Origin of the sequence: Mycolicibacterium gilvum, from assembly GCF_900454025.1 — a bacterium.
GTDB classification, from domain to species: domain Bacteria; phylum Actinomycetota; class Actinomycetes; order Mycobacteriales; family Mycobacteriaceae; genus Mycobacterium; species Mycobacterium gilvum.
Map to the genome: position 1 here is coordinate 4414219 of NZ_UGQM01000001.1, position 14296 is coordinate 4428514.

At 68.6% G+C, this 14296-nt stretch carries 12 protein-coding genes and 1 pseudogene; all 13 read right to left on the reverse strand.

Annotated features, from left to right (window positions below; genetic code table 11):
- Positions 1 to 4: 4 nt before the first annotated feature.
- Positions 5 to 1027, reverse strand: a complete 1023-nt coding sequence (locus tag DYE23_RS20590; protein ID WP_115328024.1) for a nitronate monooxygenase — start codon at positions 1025 to 1027, stop codon at positions 5 to 7.
- Between the two features lie 60 nt (positions 1028 to 1087).
- A complete protein-coding gene (locus DYE23_RS20595; RefSeq protein ID WP_011893159.1) occupies positions 1088 to 1564 on the reverse strand; it encodes an Rrf2 family transcriptional regulator in 477 nt (158 codons plus the stop codon).
- Positions 1565 to 1874: 310 nt separating this feature from the next.
- Positions 1875 to 3080 (reverse strand): IS4-like element ISMfl1 family transposase, encoded by a 1206-nt coding sequence (locus DYE23_RS20605; RefSeq protein ID WP_011891513.1) that lies wholly within the window; start codon positions 3078 to 3080, stop codon positions 1875 to 1877.
- A gap of 45 nt (positions 3081 to 3125) precedes the next feature.
- Positions 3126 to 3725, reverse strand: a complete 600-nt coding sequence (locus tag DYE23_RS20610) for a cysteine hydrolase family protein (RefSeq protein ID WP_011893158.1) — start codon at positions 3723 to 3725, stop codon at positions 3126 to 3128.
- 32 nt (positions 3726 to 3757) lie between these two features.
- A complete protein-coding gene (locus DYE23_RS20615) occupies positions 3758 to 4423 on the reverse strand; it encodes a hypothetical protein (protein WP_011893157.1) in 666 nt (221 codons plus the stop codon).
- Between the two features lie 117 nt (positions 4424 to 4540).
- A complete protein-coding gene (locus DYE23_RS20620) occupies positions 4541 to 5287 on the reverse strand; it encodes a 3'(2'),5'-bisphosphate nucleotidase CysQ (RefSeq protein ID WP_011893156.1) in 747 nt (248 codons plus the stop codon).
- Positions 5284 to 7140: a sulfate adenylyltransferase subunit CysN gene (gene cysN, locus DYE23_RS20625; RefSeq protein ID WP_013471159.1), complete on the reverse strand. Its 1857-nt coding sequence runs from the start codon at positions 7138 to 7140 to the stop codon at positions 5284 to 5286. Before cysN ends, DYE23_RS20620 begins: the two co-directional genes overlap by 4 nt.
- A pseudogene (gene cysD, locus DYE23_RS20630) lies at positions 7140 to 8100 on the reverse strand (sulfate adenylyltransferase subunit CysD). The gene cysN and the pseudogene cysD overlap by 1 nt, the downstream one beginning before the upstream one ends.
- A gap of 123 nt (positions 8101 to 8223) precedes the next feature.
- Positions 8224 to 8715, reverse strand: a complete 492-nt coding sequence (locus DYE23_RS20635; protein WP_011893153.1) for a beta-class carbonic anhydrase — start codon at positions 8713 to 8715, stop codon at positions 8224 to 8226.
- A gap of 54 nt (positions 8716 to 8769) precedes the next feature.
- The gene (locus DYE23_RS20640) at positions 8770 to 10656 is read right to left on the reverse strand and encodes a glycosyltransferase family 39 protein (protein ID WP_115328025.1); all 1887 of its coding nucleotides are present in this window, start codon (positions 10654 to 10656) and stop codon (positions 8770 to 8772) included.
- The gene (locus tag DYE23_RS20645) at positions 10653 to 11888 is read right to left on the reverse strand and encodes a bifunctional glycosyltransferase family 2/GtrA family protein (protein ID WP_013471157.1); all 1236 of its coding nucleotides are present in this window, start codon (positions 11886 to 11888) and stop codon (positions 10653 to 10655) included. The genes DYE23_RS20640 and DYE23_RS20645 overlap by 4 nt, the downstream gene beginning before the upstream one ends.
- 29 nt (positions 11889 to 11917) lie before the next feature.
- Positions 11918 to 13558 (reverse strand): sensor histidine kinase, encoded by a 1641-nt coding sequence (locus tag DYE23_RS20650; protein ID WP_011893150.1) that lies wholly within the window; start codon positions 13556 to 13558, stop codon positions 11918 to 11920.
- Positions 13536 to 14240 (reverse strand): response regulator transcription factor, encoded by a 705-nt coding sequence (locus DYE23_RS20655; RefSeq protein ID WP_041788475.1) that lies wholly within the window; start codon positions 14238 to 14240, stop codon positions 13536 to 13538. Before DYE23_RS20655 ends, DYE23_RS20650 begins: the two co-directional genes overlap by 23 nt.
- Between the last annotated feature and the right edge of the window lie 56 nt (positions 14241 to 14296).

A 14296-nucleotide genomic window follows, 5' to 3' on the forward strand; every position in this document is an offset into this window, starting at 1 on the left:
GACATCAGCCGTCTTCGACCAACGAGCCGACGATGTCGGCCACCGAACCCGTGCGGGCACGACGAAATCCGTTGCCCGCCCAGATGTTCACGGCCCCGGGATCTCCGGCTTTCGCCGACGCCTTGCGCAGCGGACTGGTCAGGTAGTGCACCTCGGGATAGCCGAACGGGGCCTGGCTTTCGTGCTCGATGATGAACCGGTTGCGCAATCCCCGGGCATAGCGGCCGGAAAAGGCCCGGGTGACAACGGTTTCCGTGAACTGCGAGCTCTGCAGCGCGGCGCGGTGCACCGGGGTGCTACCCGCCTCGTCGGCAAGCAGGAACGCGGTGCCGAGCTGTGCCGCGACGGCACCCGCATCCCGGACGCGGCGGATGTCGGCGGCGTCCATGATCCCGCCCGCGGCGACCACCGGTAACCCGACGGCAGCGGTGACACGTGCGATGAGGTCGTCGAGAGCGATGTCGGAGGGCCGGGCCGTCGCATCGAAGGTGCCGCGATGCCCGCCGGCCGACGGGCCCTGCACGGTGAGGACGTCCACACCGACGTCGGCGGCGGCACGCGCTTCGGCCACCGTCGTCACAGTGCCCACCGTCGTGATGCCGGCACCGGTGAGACGGCGGCGCTCCTCGGCGGAGGGCAACCCGAACGTGAACGAGACGACCGCGGGGCGCAGATCCAGCAGCACCTCGATCTTGGCGGCCCAATCGTCGTCGTCGAACTTCGGTTCCCCGACGGCCACGCCGTAGCGCTGCGCCTCGGGAGCGAGAGCCCGTGCGTAGGCGGCGATCTCGTCGGGCATCGCCGCGCTGGGCTGGGGCACGAAGAGGTTCGCACCGACCGGTTCTCTTGTCAGTGTCATTGCCGCGGAGAGCTTTTCGGCGAACATGTCGGCAGTGAGATAGCCCGCGGCAACGAAACCCAGCCCACCCGCCGCGGATCCGGCCGCCGCCAGCTCGGGCGTGGACGGTCCGCCCGCCATCGGGGCGACGAGCACGGGCACTGTGAGTTCGCGCAGGTCGAACGGCATCACCCTTTCGTATCACGATCGGCTGGCCGTTTCGCTGGAACGACGGTCGCAGCTGCGCGGCTAACCGATCGAATGCCCGCGCGCTTCTTCCTGATCGCGGTAGTCGTCGGCCATCGCGCGGACGTGGTCGGGAAGTTCGCCCGAGGCCACGTCGGCCAGGCTGGTCTGCTCCAGCACCGAACGCATGCTGGCGCGCAGGGCCCGCCATACGTCGGTCAGCGATGCGGTCGGCCCCGAGTACGGCAGGTCACCGAGGCCGATGTCGCGCACGCTGGCCAGCGGCCCGTCGATGCACCGCAGCACGTCGGCGATGCTGATGTCGGCGGCGGGCCGGGCGAGTTCGTAGCCGCCGTCGCGGCCGCGGTGGCTGCGAACCAGGCGGTCGGTACGCAGGTCGGACAGGATGTCGACGAGGAACTGCGCCGGGATGCCCTGGGCCTTGGCCAGGTCGTCGGTCTTGACGAGCGCACCGTCACCGACCGTGGCCAACTGCACCATGGCCCGGACGGCGTACTCCGCCTTGGCCGACATCCGCATGGGGTAAGGCTAGTCGGACGACGATCAAGCGGCGACGAAGGAGCCGCGTTGTGGGGGCACCTCCCGCTTGCGGGGGAGAGTCCGACAATCGGATCTAGCCGCAATACCGTTCAGTTAGTGGCTGATGACGGTGACGCTGGGTGGGTGTTCGGGTTGTGGCCAGTGTTGGTGCGCTGATCTTTTGACATGCCACTTGGGCATTTTGCGTTTGATCACGCGGGGAGCTGACCGTGTGCGGCGTGCCGGGTTGATGCGGTCGAGGAGGCGACGGAGGAACGCCTGCCAGTGAGGGTCGGCGGATCGGCGCCGGTTAGGGGGAAAAAGCGCCCTGATGGGCGACGGATTGGCGCACGACGCGCAACGCGGCGGTGAAGCTGAGTCGGTCCGGGTCGTGTCCGCTGTGGTGTGCGGCTTGGCTCATCAACGAGCGAATCGCGTAGTGGCAGCACAGGTATCCCCAGATCTCCTGCAGGACGAGGTCGGGCGACTTCGACCGCAGCACCACCTTCGACCCACGCTGGTGGGTCTTGAGTTCGTCGAAGACGCTCTCGATCTCCCAGCGCTGGGCGTACGCGGCCGCCAACTCGACCGCGGGTGCGGTGTCCGGGTCGGTCAGCGTGGTGAGCAACCGGTAGGCCACGGGGTTGTCGCGGCCGTCGTCGACGGTGTAGTCGATGACGCGAGCCAGCATTGGCTCGCCGTGTCGGTCCTTGGCCGCGCGCAGGTGGGCCAGCCACGAACCGTCGGCGAGATCCTCGACGTGAGTGGGGGTCGGGCCGTTGCGTCCGGTGCTCACGCGCCACAGCAGATCGGCTCCGGTATCGGAAGCGTTACGCCACAACGCGTATGAGAAGAATCCACGATCAGCCAGCACGAGCATTTCCGGTGTCAGTGCATCGAGCACGTGCTCGACCATCGTGGACTCCGCGTCGCGGTAGGCGCCGATCGTGGCCGCGAAGATCGCATGAGTGCCGCACTCGGCGACCGCCAACAACCGCGCCTGCGGAAACGCCGACTTCTCACCCTTGTTCACCCCCGGACGCCCGAAGAACTCCTCATTGACCGGGCTATCCGCCACATCCAGGCACGTCCCGTCGATCGCGACCACCCTGCGTCCGGCCACCCACGTCCCCGGCGTATCCGCCGCGCCCAACGGACGAGCGACCCTCGCGAACAACGCAGCCAACGGCTGGGACCCCAATCGCTCCCGCGCCTGGAAAATGGCCGACTTCCCCGGCAACTGATACTGCTCACGCCACCCGGAAGCCCACGCTAAACCATCCGTGAGCTGGGATAACACATCCTCGTAGGAGCCATCGGAGTACAGGCCCATGCCGATGGCGAAATACGCCATCACCCGTGCCGGCAGTGCACGATGACGCACCTGAGTACGCCCCGTCGCCTCGATCACCTCATCAACCATCGCCGGCGGGAACACCCTCGTCAGGACACCCACAGACACCAGATCCGACAACCGACGATCCGATTCAGGCTTCCGCCAACCCGCGCGAGGCATACCAACAAACTACACCCATGTAGTCTTAACTGAACGGTATTGGATCTAGCCGGGGATGTCTTTCTCACCGGGCACCACCACGGCGAACAGGTCCGCCACCGCGGCCAGGCTGGCAGCGTGGACCGCCGACGCGGCGACCGTGTCGCCGTCGACGCCGGGCAGCGCGCGCGTCGCCGTCGCCGCAGCCACCACCGTCGGGGCATAACCGAGGTTGAACGCGCCGCGTGCGGTCGAGTTCACGCACATGTGCGTCATGAATCCGGCGAGGACGAGGTTCGAGGCGCCGTAGGACTTCAGGACGTCGTCGAGGTCTGTCTGCACGAACGAGTTCGGATAGTTCTTGACCACCACCCGCTCACCGTCGCGCGGGGCGACCCGGTCGACGATCGCGCCGCTCTCCCCCTCGATGTCGTAGAGCGAGCCCGGCCCGTCGTCGTGCTGGATGTGCACCACCGCGATGCCGGCCGTCCTGGCCCGGTCCAGCAGCGTCGCGGCCTCGTCGAGCGCGGCCTGCACACCGTCGAGTTCCATCACTCCGCGGGTGTAGGTGTTCTGGCAGTCGATCAGCACCAGCGCCGAATCGGCCAGGCTCATCGGGGTCAGCGGCAGCCCGGCGAGAGCCCGCAGGGTTTGGGGATCGGACATCGCGCCAGCCTACGTCCGGCGGCGGTGTGGCGTCACGAGACCGCGGTGATATCGGTGCAATCCAGCCAACGGCCGTCCTCCCGGACGAACGGGGTGGAGTCCGTGCGGGTCTCGGGTGCGTCGTCGCCCATCACCCGCGTCATGGTCACGTCCGCGGTGGCCGTGTCGCCGGTGATCGTGATGTTCTCGACCGCGTCCACCGTCAGGGTGGCCGACTCGGTCATCACGTCGAGCATCGCCGCCTGATAGCCCGGCTCGTCATAGGCGACGATTGCCTGCGCGACCCGGTCCACGGTCGGCTTCGACGCTCCGCTGCCGAACTCCTGCGACAACATGTCCGACAGCTGAACCGGATCCATCGACGCAGCCTGCTCACGGGTCCCGAACGTGCTGATCGGCGGTACCAGGTACTGGCCGGGGTTGGCGGCCTGCTCGCGGAACTGCACACACGTCAGCTCGGAGAGCGCGTCCCAATCGCCTTCGGAGAACGCGTCGGCCTGGGCCTGCACCAGCTCGCGGATCTCCTGCTCGTCATCCCCGGCGGCGGGCGCGGGCGTCGAGGGCTGCGCCGCGGGCTGCGAGGACGACGCGGAGCTCTGCGTGGACTCCGACTCTTGCGCTTGCTCCGACCCTCCGCAGCCGGCGAGCGTCAGCGCGACGACTGCGGCAGCGGTGACGGCGTGGACGAGACGAGCCATTGATCCCCCTCGGTTGGCTGATGCGGGCCACCCTACCCCGCGCCCGCTTCCGTCGAGCTTGCGTTCCCGCAGACAAACTGCGAGTGCACGCCTGCTGGAATGCGATTTCGGCGGTAGTCAGCGCGTGGTGACGGCCAGCACCGCGTCGGCCAATTCGGGCCGGCACACGATGAGGTCGGGCAGCTTGGAGTCGCGCTGGTTGTAGACCAACGGCGAGCCGTCGATGCGGGAGGTGTGCAGACCCGCGGCCCGGGCGACGGCGACCGGCGCCGCCGAGTCCCACTCGTACTGACCGCCGGCATGCACGTAGACGTCGGACAGTCCCTGCACGACAGACGCGACTTTGGCTCCCGCCGAACCCATTTCGACCAGAGTGCCGTTCAGCGCATCCTTGACGTCCAGCGCGACGGCCGGCGGCCGGGTGCGTGACACCACGACGCGCGGAGACGACGGACCGGCGGGCGGCGCCACCACCGTCGGGGTCACCAGCGTGACACCCTGGGCGGGAAGTGCCACCGCCCCGGCGACGAGCTCGCCGCCGCTTCCGGTGCGCTCCCACAGCGCGACGTGCACAGCCCAGTCCGTGCGCCCGAGCTCGGAGAACTCGCGGGTGCCGTCCAGCGGGTCGACGATCCACACCCGCTGCGCGGACAGCCGCACCGGGTCGTCCACGCCTTCCTCCGACAGGACCGCATCCTCAGGACGTTCGGCGGTCAGCGCAGCCAGCAGGAAATCGTGAGCCCTCTTGTCCCCGGCCGCTTTCCGCTCCTCGGGCGTCGCCTCGGCGAGCTCGGCACGGACGTCGAGCAGCAACGCGCCGGCCGCGGTGGCCAGCCGGCCCGCAAGCTCGTGGTCGTCAGTCACGACTCCCGGCTTTCCAGGAGCTCGATCACCGCGTCGGCATGCTCGTCGGGGGTGAGATCCGGGGTCAACCGCAGGTCCGGATTCTTCGGCCGCTGATACGGGCTGTCGATCCCGGTGAAGTGGGTGATCTCACCGGCGCGGGCTTTGGCATAGAGCCCCTTGGGATCTCGACGCTCGCAGTCGTCGAGCGGGGTGTCACAGAACACCTCGAAGAACTCCAGGCCCTGCTCCGTGGCGACCTTGCGCGCCAGCGCGCGATGCTCGGCGAGCGGGCTGATCGCGGGAACCAGCACCACCTGCCCCGCATCGGCGAGGATTGCCGCGACGTAGGCCAACCGGCGCTGGTTCTCCGCCCGATCGTCCATCGAAAACCCCAGATCGGCGTTCAGGCCGTGCCGCAGGTTGTCGCCGTCGAGAACATAGGCGGGAACGCCCTTTTCGAGAAGTTTGCGCTCGACGCGTACCGCCACCGAGGACTTCCCGGATCCGGACAGCCCGGTGAACCAGACGGTGCGCCCCTTGGAGAGACGGTCCTCGGCCGTGCACAGCGATTCGTGACGCACCGTGTTCGGCGTCGACGTCCGCCCGGCCACGTAGGGCAGGACCATGCCTGCGGCGATGGTGCGGTTGGTGTTCGGATCGATCAGGATGAACGATCCCGTCGCCGCGTTGCGGCTGTACTCGTCGAGCAGCAGCGGCACCTGGCTGCGTAGCGAGATACGGCCCAGCTCATTGAGTTTGAGTGCGGTCGCCGACTTGTCCCGATGGAGGGTGTTGACGTCGAGGCGGTAGTCCAGGCCCGTCACCCTGACCCGGGTGGTGCGGGTGGTGTGCTTGATGATGTAGTCGCGTCCCGGTTCCAGCGACTCCTCGTCGGCCATCCAGCAGACGGTCGCGTCGAAGTCCTGGGCGATGCGCGGCTGGTTGTTCGGCCGGGCGATCATGTCTCCGCGCGAGATGTCGATGTCGTCGGCGAGGCTGACCGACACCGCCATCGGCGGAAAGGCCTCCTGCACAGGACCGCCCGGACCTTCGATGGAAGTGATGCGCGACGTCTTGCCGCTGGGCAGCACGACGATCTCGTCACCCGGGCGCATCACACCGCTGGCCACAGTGCCGGCATAACTGCGATGGTCGGCGTGCTCATGGGTCTGCGGCCGGATCACATACTGCACGGGGAAGCGGACGTCGACGAGGTTGCGGTCACCGGCGATGTAGACCTCTTCGAGGTGCGACAGCAGCGACGGCCCCTCGTACCACGGCGTGATATCGGATTTGGTGACCACGTTGTCGCCGGTGAGCGCCGAGAGCGGGATGGTCGTGACGTCGTGGACATCGAGTCGTGCTGCGAAATCGTGGAAGTCGTCGCGGATCTTTTCGAACGTGGCCTGATCCCACCCGATCAGATCCATCTTGTTGACCGCCAGCACGATGTGCCGGATGCCGAGCAGCGAGGCCAGGAACGCATGCCGGCGCGACTGTTCCAGCAGTCCGTGACGCGCATCGACGAGGACGATGGCCAGCTGCGCGGTCGAGGTGCCGGTGACCATGTTGCGGGTGTACTGGATGTGCCCCGGGGTGTCGGCGATGATGAATTTGCGCTTGGCCGTGGCGAAGTACCGGTACGCGACGTCGATCGTGATGCCCTGCTCACGTTCGGCCCGCAGTCCGTCGGTGACCAGTGCGAGGTCGGTGTAGTCGTTTCCGCGCTCCTTGGAGGTGCGCTCGACGGCGGCGAGCTGATCCTCCATCACCGCCTTGGAGTCGAACAGCAGCCGGCCGATCAGCGTGGACTTGCCGTCGTCGACCGAACCCGCGGTCGCGATGCGCAGCAGTGTCGTCGAACCGCTCATCAGAAATAACCCTCCCGCTTGCGGTCTTCCATGCCTGCTTCCGAGATCCGGTCGTCGGCGCGCGTCGCGCCGCGCTCGGTGAGCCGCGAGATCGCGGTCTCGGCGATCACCTCCGAGACCGTCGCCGCTGTGGACTCGACGCACCCGGTGCAGGTCACGTCGCCGACAGTGCGGAAGCGCACCGTCTTTTCGATGATCGGCTCGTCCTTGCGCGGCTGCAGGTACTTGTGCACCGCGAGCAGCATCCCGTCGCGCTCGAACACCTTGCGCTCGTGCGCGTAGTAGATGGACGGGAGCTTGATCTGCTCTGCGCCGATGTAGGACCAGATGTCGAACTCGGTCCAGTTCGACAGCGGGAAGGCACGGATGTGCTCGCCCTTGCGGTGCCTGCCGTTGTAGAGGTTCCACAGTTCGGGGCGCTGGTTCTTCGGGTCCCACTGGCCGAACTCGTCGCGGAAGCTGAAGACGCGCTCCTTGGCGCGGGCCTTCTCCTCGTCGCGCCGGGCGCCGCCGAACGCCGCGTCGAACTTGTTCTCCCGGATCGCGCGCAGCAGGGTGAACGTCTGCATCGGGTTACGTGACGGGATGGTCTCGACCACCCGGCCGGCGTCGATGTCGTCCTGCACCTTGGCGACCACCAGCCGCACGCCGGTCTCGGCGACCAGCTCGTCGCGGGCCTGAAGCACCTCGTCGAAGTTGTGCCCGGTGTCGACGTGCATCACCGGGAACGGCAGCCGTCCCGGCCGGAACGCCTTGACGGCCAGGTGCAGCATCACGATGGAGTCCTTGCCGCCCGAGAACAGCAACACCGGCCGCTCGAACTCGGCGGCCACCTCCCGGATGATGTGGATCGCCTCGGCTTCGAGCGCACGCAGGTGGCTCAGCTCGTAGCGCCCCGCGTTGTGCGTGAGCTCATCGGTCGCGGTCATCATTCCTCGTAAAGTTGGTAGAATTGACCATCTTTATGGCCTTAACCGAGAATGATGCCGGACGGGGCTTCCGGCTGTCAACGACCCGTCGCCGAAGTTCCATTCCAGCAGGGAAATCGCGAGTGCGGACCTGCTGGAATGCACGTTCGGCGGGTTAGAGCGTGACCTCGTTCAGGCGACCGGTCGTGACGTCGAAGACGAATCCGCGCAGCGACTCGTGTTTGGTCACGAACGGGCTGGCCTCGATACGGCGTAGCGACTGCCGGACATCCTCCTCCACATCCTGGAACGCCTCGGCCGCCCACTCCGGTTTGAGGCCGGTCTCATCCTGGATCTGCTGTTTGAAGCCGTCATCGGAGAAGGTCAGCATTCCGCAGTCGGTGTGGTGGATCAGGATGATCTCCCTGGTGCCGAGCAGCCGCTGGCTGATGGCCAGGGACCGGATCTCGTCGTCGGTGACGACCCCGCCGGCATTGCGGATCACATGCGCCTCCCCGTCGCCGAGGCCGAGGATCCGGTAGACGTCCAACCTCGCGTCCATGCAGGCGACGACGGCGACGTGCTTGCTCGGCGGCAGCGGCAGCGGGCCCGAGAACGTCTCGGCATACTTCTCGTTGTTCTTCAGGTACTGGTCGGTGACGGTCATGGCCGGAAGCTAACAGGGAGCGTGCCCGGTGTCACGGGTCAGAATCCCGCCGAGTCAGCGCTGCAGGTCGTACACGGCCGTGCCGCCGACGTCGCGGGGTGCGAAGGTCTGCGTGACCCACGCCGTGATCTGTGACGCCGACCTGGCCCCGCCCCCCGGGCCGCCGTGCCCGCCGGCGATGAAGTAGCGCACCTGGCCGTCGGCCACGTACTGCTGGAACTGTTCCAGGGTCGGGGCGTTGTCACCACCTGTGAAGCCACCGATGGCCATCACTGACGCACCGGTCCGCAGTTGGAGGTCACCTGTCAGCATGGAGCCGACACCCGCTGCAGCCCAACGGTTGTCGGCCGACCTGACCAGCTCCTGCAGTTCGGTGTTGTCTCCGTCCGGTCCCGCAGGCCCGCCGGGACCACCGAAGCCGCTGTCGCGCGCGGGGCCCGACATCGCCATCGCGCCTCCTGCATGAGAGTGCAGCGCGGTCTCGAGCGCGTACGCCAACGGTGCCGCGGCGCCCAGCACGATCGCGGCGGCTGCCACCGCCACGGTGGCGCGACCGAGGCGGTGCGCCCCGGCGCTGAAGACCACCGCCACGGCGATCGACCCGACGAGCACCACCCAGCGCAGCCACGGCTGCCACTCGGGCGTCCGGTCGAGCAGGACGAACGCCCACACCCCCGTCACCGCCGACATGGCCGCAAGGATCAACCTCGGCGCGAACAGGCCTCTGCCACGCCACAGGGTGACGACCGAGATCCCGATCAGCGCCGCGATTCCCGGCGCCAGAGCGACCGTGTAGTAGGGGTGGATGATGCCGTCCATGTAGCTGAAGACGATGCCGGTGACCAGGACCCAACCGCCCCAGAGCAGCAGGCCCGCGCGGATCGCATCGGTGCGGGCGGCCCGGCGCGTGATCCACAGCGCCGCCACAAGTCCGATCAGCGCCGCGGGCAGCAGCCAGGACGCCTCGGCGCCCATGGAGGCGCCGAAGAGCCTGCCGATGCCCGGCTCGCCGCCGAAGAACAGGTTGGCTCCCCCGCCCGGCCCGCCGGGACCGCCCGCGGGAGGCCCACCGAGACCGCCGCCGGGCGGACCTCCGGGGCCGCCCTGACCGCCCATGACGCGTTGAATCCCGTTGTAGCCCAACGCCAACTGCAGCAGGCTGTTGTCGGTCGAGCCGCCGATGTAGGGCCGCGCGTCGGCCGGCCACACACTCACCAGCGTCAGGAACGAGCCGGCGGTGGCGATCATCGCGACTCCGCCGGCGGCGAGCTTGCCCACCCGTGCCCACACTCCGACCGGCGCGGCGACCAGGAAGGCGAGCGCCAGGCCGGGCACCACGAGGAACGCCTGCAGCATCTTGGTCAGGAACGCGACGCCGAGGACGACGCCGACCAGGACGACCCACCGGGTGCCACCGGTCTGGATCGCCCGCACCATCAGATAGGCGGCCACCACGAGCAGCAGGACCAACAGCGCGTCGGGGTTGTTGTACCGGAACATCAGCGCGGCCACCGGCGTCACCGCCAGTGCCGCACCGGCGATGAGACCGGCGCCCGGACCGCTGAGCCGCCGCACCGCCGCGACGAGCACCGCCACCGACGCGACGCCCATCAATGCCTGGGGCAGCAGCATCGTGAACGGACTGAACCCGAACACCCTGCCCGACAACGCCATCACCCACAGCGAGGCGGGCGGCTTGTCGACCGTGATGGCGTTGCCCGCGTCCAGCGATCCGAACAGCCAGGCTTTCCAGTCCTGCGTGCCCGCCTGCGCGGCCGCGGCGTAGTACTGATTGGCCCACCCCGAGGATCCGAGCCCCCACAGGTAGAGCACCGCCGTGGACGCCAGCAGTGCGAGCAGAGCGGGCGTCACCCATCGGGGGCGCGTGTCGGCCTCGGGATGCGGGGCTGCGCGGACACCCGTATGGACGGTGGTGGTCATCGTGTGGTTCCTCCGGTGGTCGTGCGGCGGGGATGGAACACCCAACCGCGAAGCAGGACGAAACGCACCACGGTGGCCAGCAGGTTCGCCACGACGAGGACCGCGAGTTCGACGAGGTGGTGCGGAGATTCGGCGACGGCATGCAGCAGCGCGAGCGCGCCGCTGGTGAGGGCCAGCGCGATGGCGAACACGATGAGGCCTTCGACGTGATGCCGGCCCCGTCGGTGCCGTCCACCCACGCCGAAGGTGAATCGGCGGTTCGCCGCGGTGTTGCCCAGAGCGGTGAGCAGCAGGGCGATCACATTCGCCGGCTGAGGGCCGGCCCACCCCTGCATCAGGAGGAACAGCACCGTGTACGCGACGGTCGAGACGACACCGACGGCGCCGAATCGCACCGCCTGCCGGAGCAGCGAGCGCCGGGGCCCGCCCGACTTGCCCAGCTGCGCGGCGATGGTGTTGACAGGTATGGCACCGCCGGCGAAGCCCCGCAGCAGCCGGCCGATCCCTTTCAGGTCGGCGGCCGCGGTGCTCACGATGTCGACACGGCTGTCGGGGTCGTCCACCCAGTCGACGGGCACCTCGTGGATGCGCAGGCCGCTGCGTTCGGCGAGGATCAGCAACTCGGTGTCGAAGAACCATCCGGTGTCCTCGACATACGGGAGCAGTTGGGCGGCGACGTCGGCGCGGATGGCCTTGAAGCCACACTGGGCATCCGAAAAGCCTGCCGAGAGAGTCGATTTCAGAATCATGTTGTAGCAGCGGGAGATGATCTCGCGTTTGGGACCGCGCTGCACCCGGGCGCTGCGGGCCAGACGCGTCCCGATCGCGAGGTCGGAATGCCCCGAGATCAGCGGAGCCACGAGCGGCGCCAGCGCGGCGAGGTCGGTCGACAGATCGACGTCCATGTAGACGAGCACCGCGGCGTCGGACCGGGTCCAGACCTCGCGCAGCGCGCGTCCACGTCCCTTCTCCTCCAACCGCACCACCCGGACGCCGGGCAGATCGGCGGCGAGTTGTGCGGCGACGCGCGGGGTCTCGTCGACGCTGGCGTTGTCGGCGATCGTGATCCGCGCACGCAACGGCACCGACTCGTTCAGATAGCGGTGCACGCGACGCACCGAATCGGCCAGCGCGGCCTGCTCGTTGTGCACGGGGATCACGATGTCGAGGACCACTGGGCCGGTGTCGCGCGTCGCCTCCGCGGCGACGTCGTCCGTGACGGTTTGTGTCATGCCGTCGAGGGTGGTCGGCGCAGGTGTGCTCAGCGTGGGCCGACGCTATGCACCGCCTGTGTATCGCCGGGCAGGACCACCGCGAATTCGGTTCTGCCCGGGACACTGTGCAGCGAGATGGTGCCGTGGTGCGCCCGCACGACGGCGGCGACGATCGCCAGCCCCAGTCCGGTGCTGCCGCCGCGCCGCGACCGGGACGTGTCGCCGCGGGCGAAGCGTTCGAACACATCGGGTTGCAGCCGGGCCGGTATTCCCGGGCCGTCGTCGACGACGCGAACCAGGACGTCCCCGGTGTCGGTCGCCGTCAGCGACGTGGTGACCGTGGTTCCGGCCGGGGTGTGGATGCCGGCGTTGGCGAGCAGATTGGCCAGCACCTGGTGCAGACGGGCTTCGTCCCCACAGACGGTGAGTGGTTCGTCGGGCAGGTCGAGTTCCCAGACATGGTCCGGCGCGGCGACGTGCGCGTCGCTGACCGCGTCGACGACCAGACGAGTGAGATCGACGCTGTCACGGTCGAGCGGTCGCCCGGTGTCCAGACGGGCCAGCAGCAGCATGTCCTCGACGAGCTGGGTCATGCGCGCGGTCTCGGATTCCACCCGGCTCATCGCGTGCGCGACATCGTCGGGCAACTCGGCCTGTTTGCGTTGCGCCAGTTCGGTATAGCCGCGAATCGCGGCCAGCGGCGTGCGCAGTTCATGGCTGGCGTCGGCGACGAACTGCCGCACCCGCGTCTCGCTGGCGTGCCGGGCCGACAGCGCACCGGCGATCCGGTCGAGCATCCGGTTCAGCGCCGAGCCGAGCTGACCGACCTCGGTCTGCGCCGCCGCGGGATCGACCTTCACGATCGGAGTCGGTAACCGAACCTCGCCGCGGTCGAGCTCGAGGTCGGCCACCTGCTGCGCCGCCTCGGAAACCCTTGCCAGCGGGGCGAGTTGACGCCGGACGATGACCGCCCCTGCGGTGCCGGCGGCCATCAGCGCGACAACGGCGACGACCCCGAAGATCACCGCGACCCAGAACAGCGTGTCGTCGACGTCGGTGGTCGGCAGCCCCGCCACCACGGCTTCACCCTCCATGTGGGACGGGAAGGCGACCACGCGGTAGCGGCCGAGCCCGTCGAGGTCCACCGTGTGCGGACGCCCGCCGACGGCGACCGTCGCGAGTTGCCGGGCCGCGACATCGGAGATCTCGGTGCGCGAGCCGTCCGTGGCGATCATTCCGGCGTCGTCGGCCCTGCCGTCGGACACCACCGCGCCCACCGTCAGGATGGCCTGCCCCGGCGCGTTGAGGAATGCCGGCCCAGGTCCTTCGTCCCTGATCATCATGTGGTGACCGCGGCGCGGCGGGGGCCCCACCGGCGGCACCGGCATCCCCACGCCTGGCGGCGGAGGCATCCCCACGCCTGGCGGCGGAGGCATCCCCATGCCCGGCGGCGGAGGCGGACCGAATTCGAAGATCATCGAGGAGCGCCGGCCCGCCTCGATGACCTGCTCGTCGAGCTGGTTCATCAGGAACCGTTGCAGCGCGAACTCTGTCGCGACGCCGACGCCCGCACACACCACCGCGAGCAGCAGCAGCTGCGTGAGGATCAGGCGGGTGCGTAACGACCAGGTGCGCGGCGGACGCAGAACCGGTGCCGGCGTGCGCTCAGCGCGCGGGCTTGAGGACATATCCCGCGCCGCGCAGTGTGTGGATCATCGGTTCCCGTCCGCTGTCGATCTTCTTTCGCAGATACGACACGTACAGTTCGACGATGTTCGAGCGGCCGCCGAAGTCGTAGCTCCAGACCCTGTCGAGGATCTGCGCCTTGCTCAGCACGCAGCGGGCGTTGCGCATCATGAACCGCAGCAGTTCGAATTCCGTTGCGGTCAGGGTGATCAGATCGCCGCCGCGGGTGACCTCGTGGCTGTCCTCGTCGAGCACCAGGTCACCGACGACGAGCTTGGCGCCGCCGGTCGCGGTCGCCACCCCGGTGCGGCGCAGCAACGCGCGCAGCCGCAGCACGACCTCCTCGATGCTGAACGGCTTGGTCACGTAGTCGTCGCCGCCGGCGGTCAGCCCAGCGATGCGGTCCTCCACCGAGTCCTTCGCCGTCAGCAGCAGCAGCGGCAGGCCGGGAATCTGCTCGCGCAACGTGCGCAGCACCTCGAGTCCGCTCATGTCGGGCAGCATCACGTCGAGGACGACCACGTCGGGGGGATTCTGACGGGCGAGCGCGATCGCGGTCGCCCCGTCGCCGGCGGTGGAGATGTCCCAGCCCTCGTACCGCAACGCCATGGACATCAGTTCGGCCAGCACCGCTTCGTCGTCGACGACCAGCACCCGGATGGGGCTGCCGTCCGCGCGGCGCATCACCACCCGTGCCGGGTCCTCGGGATCGCTCTGCGGATGGGCCACTGGGCCATTAT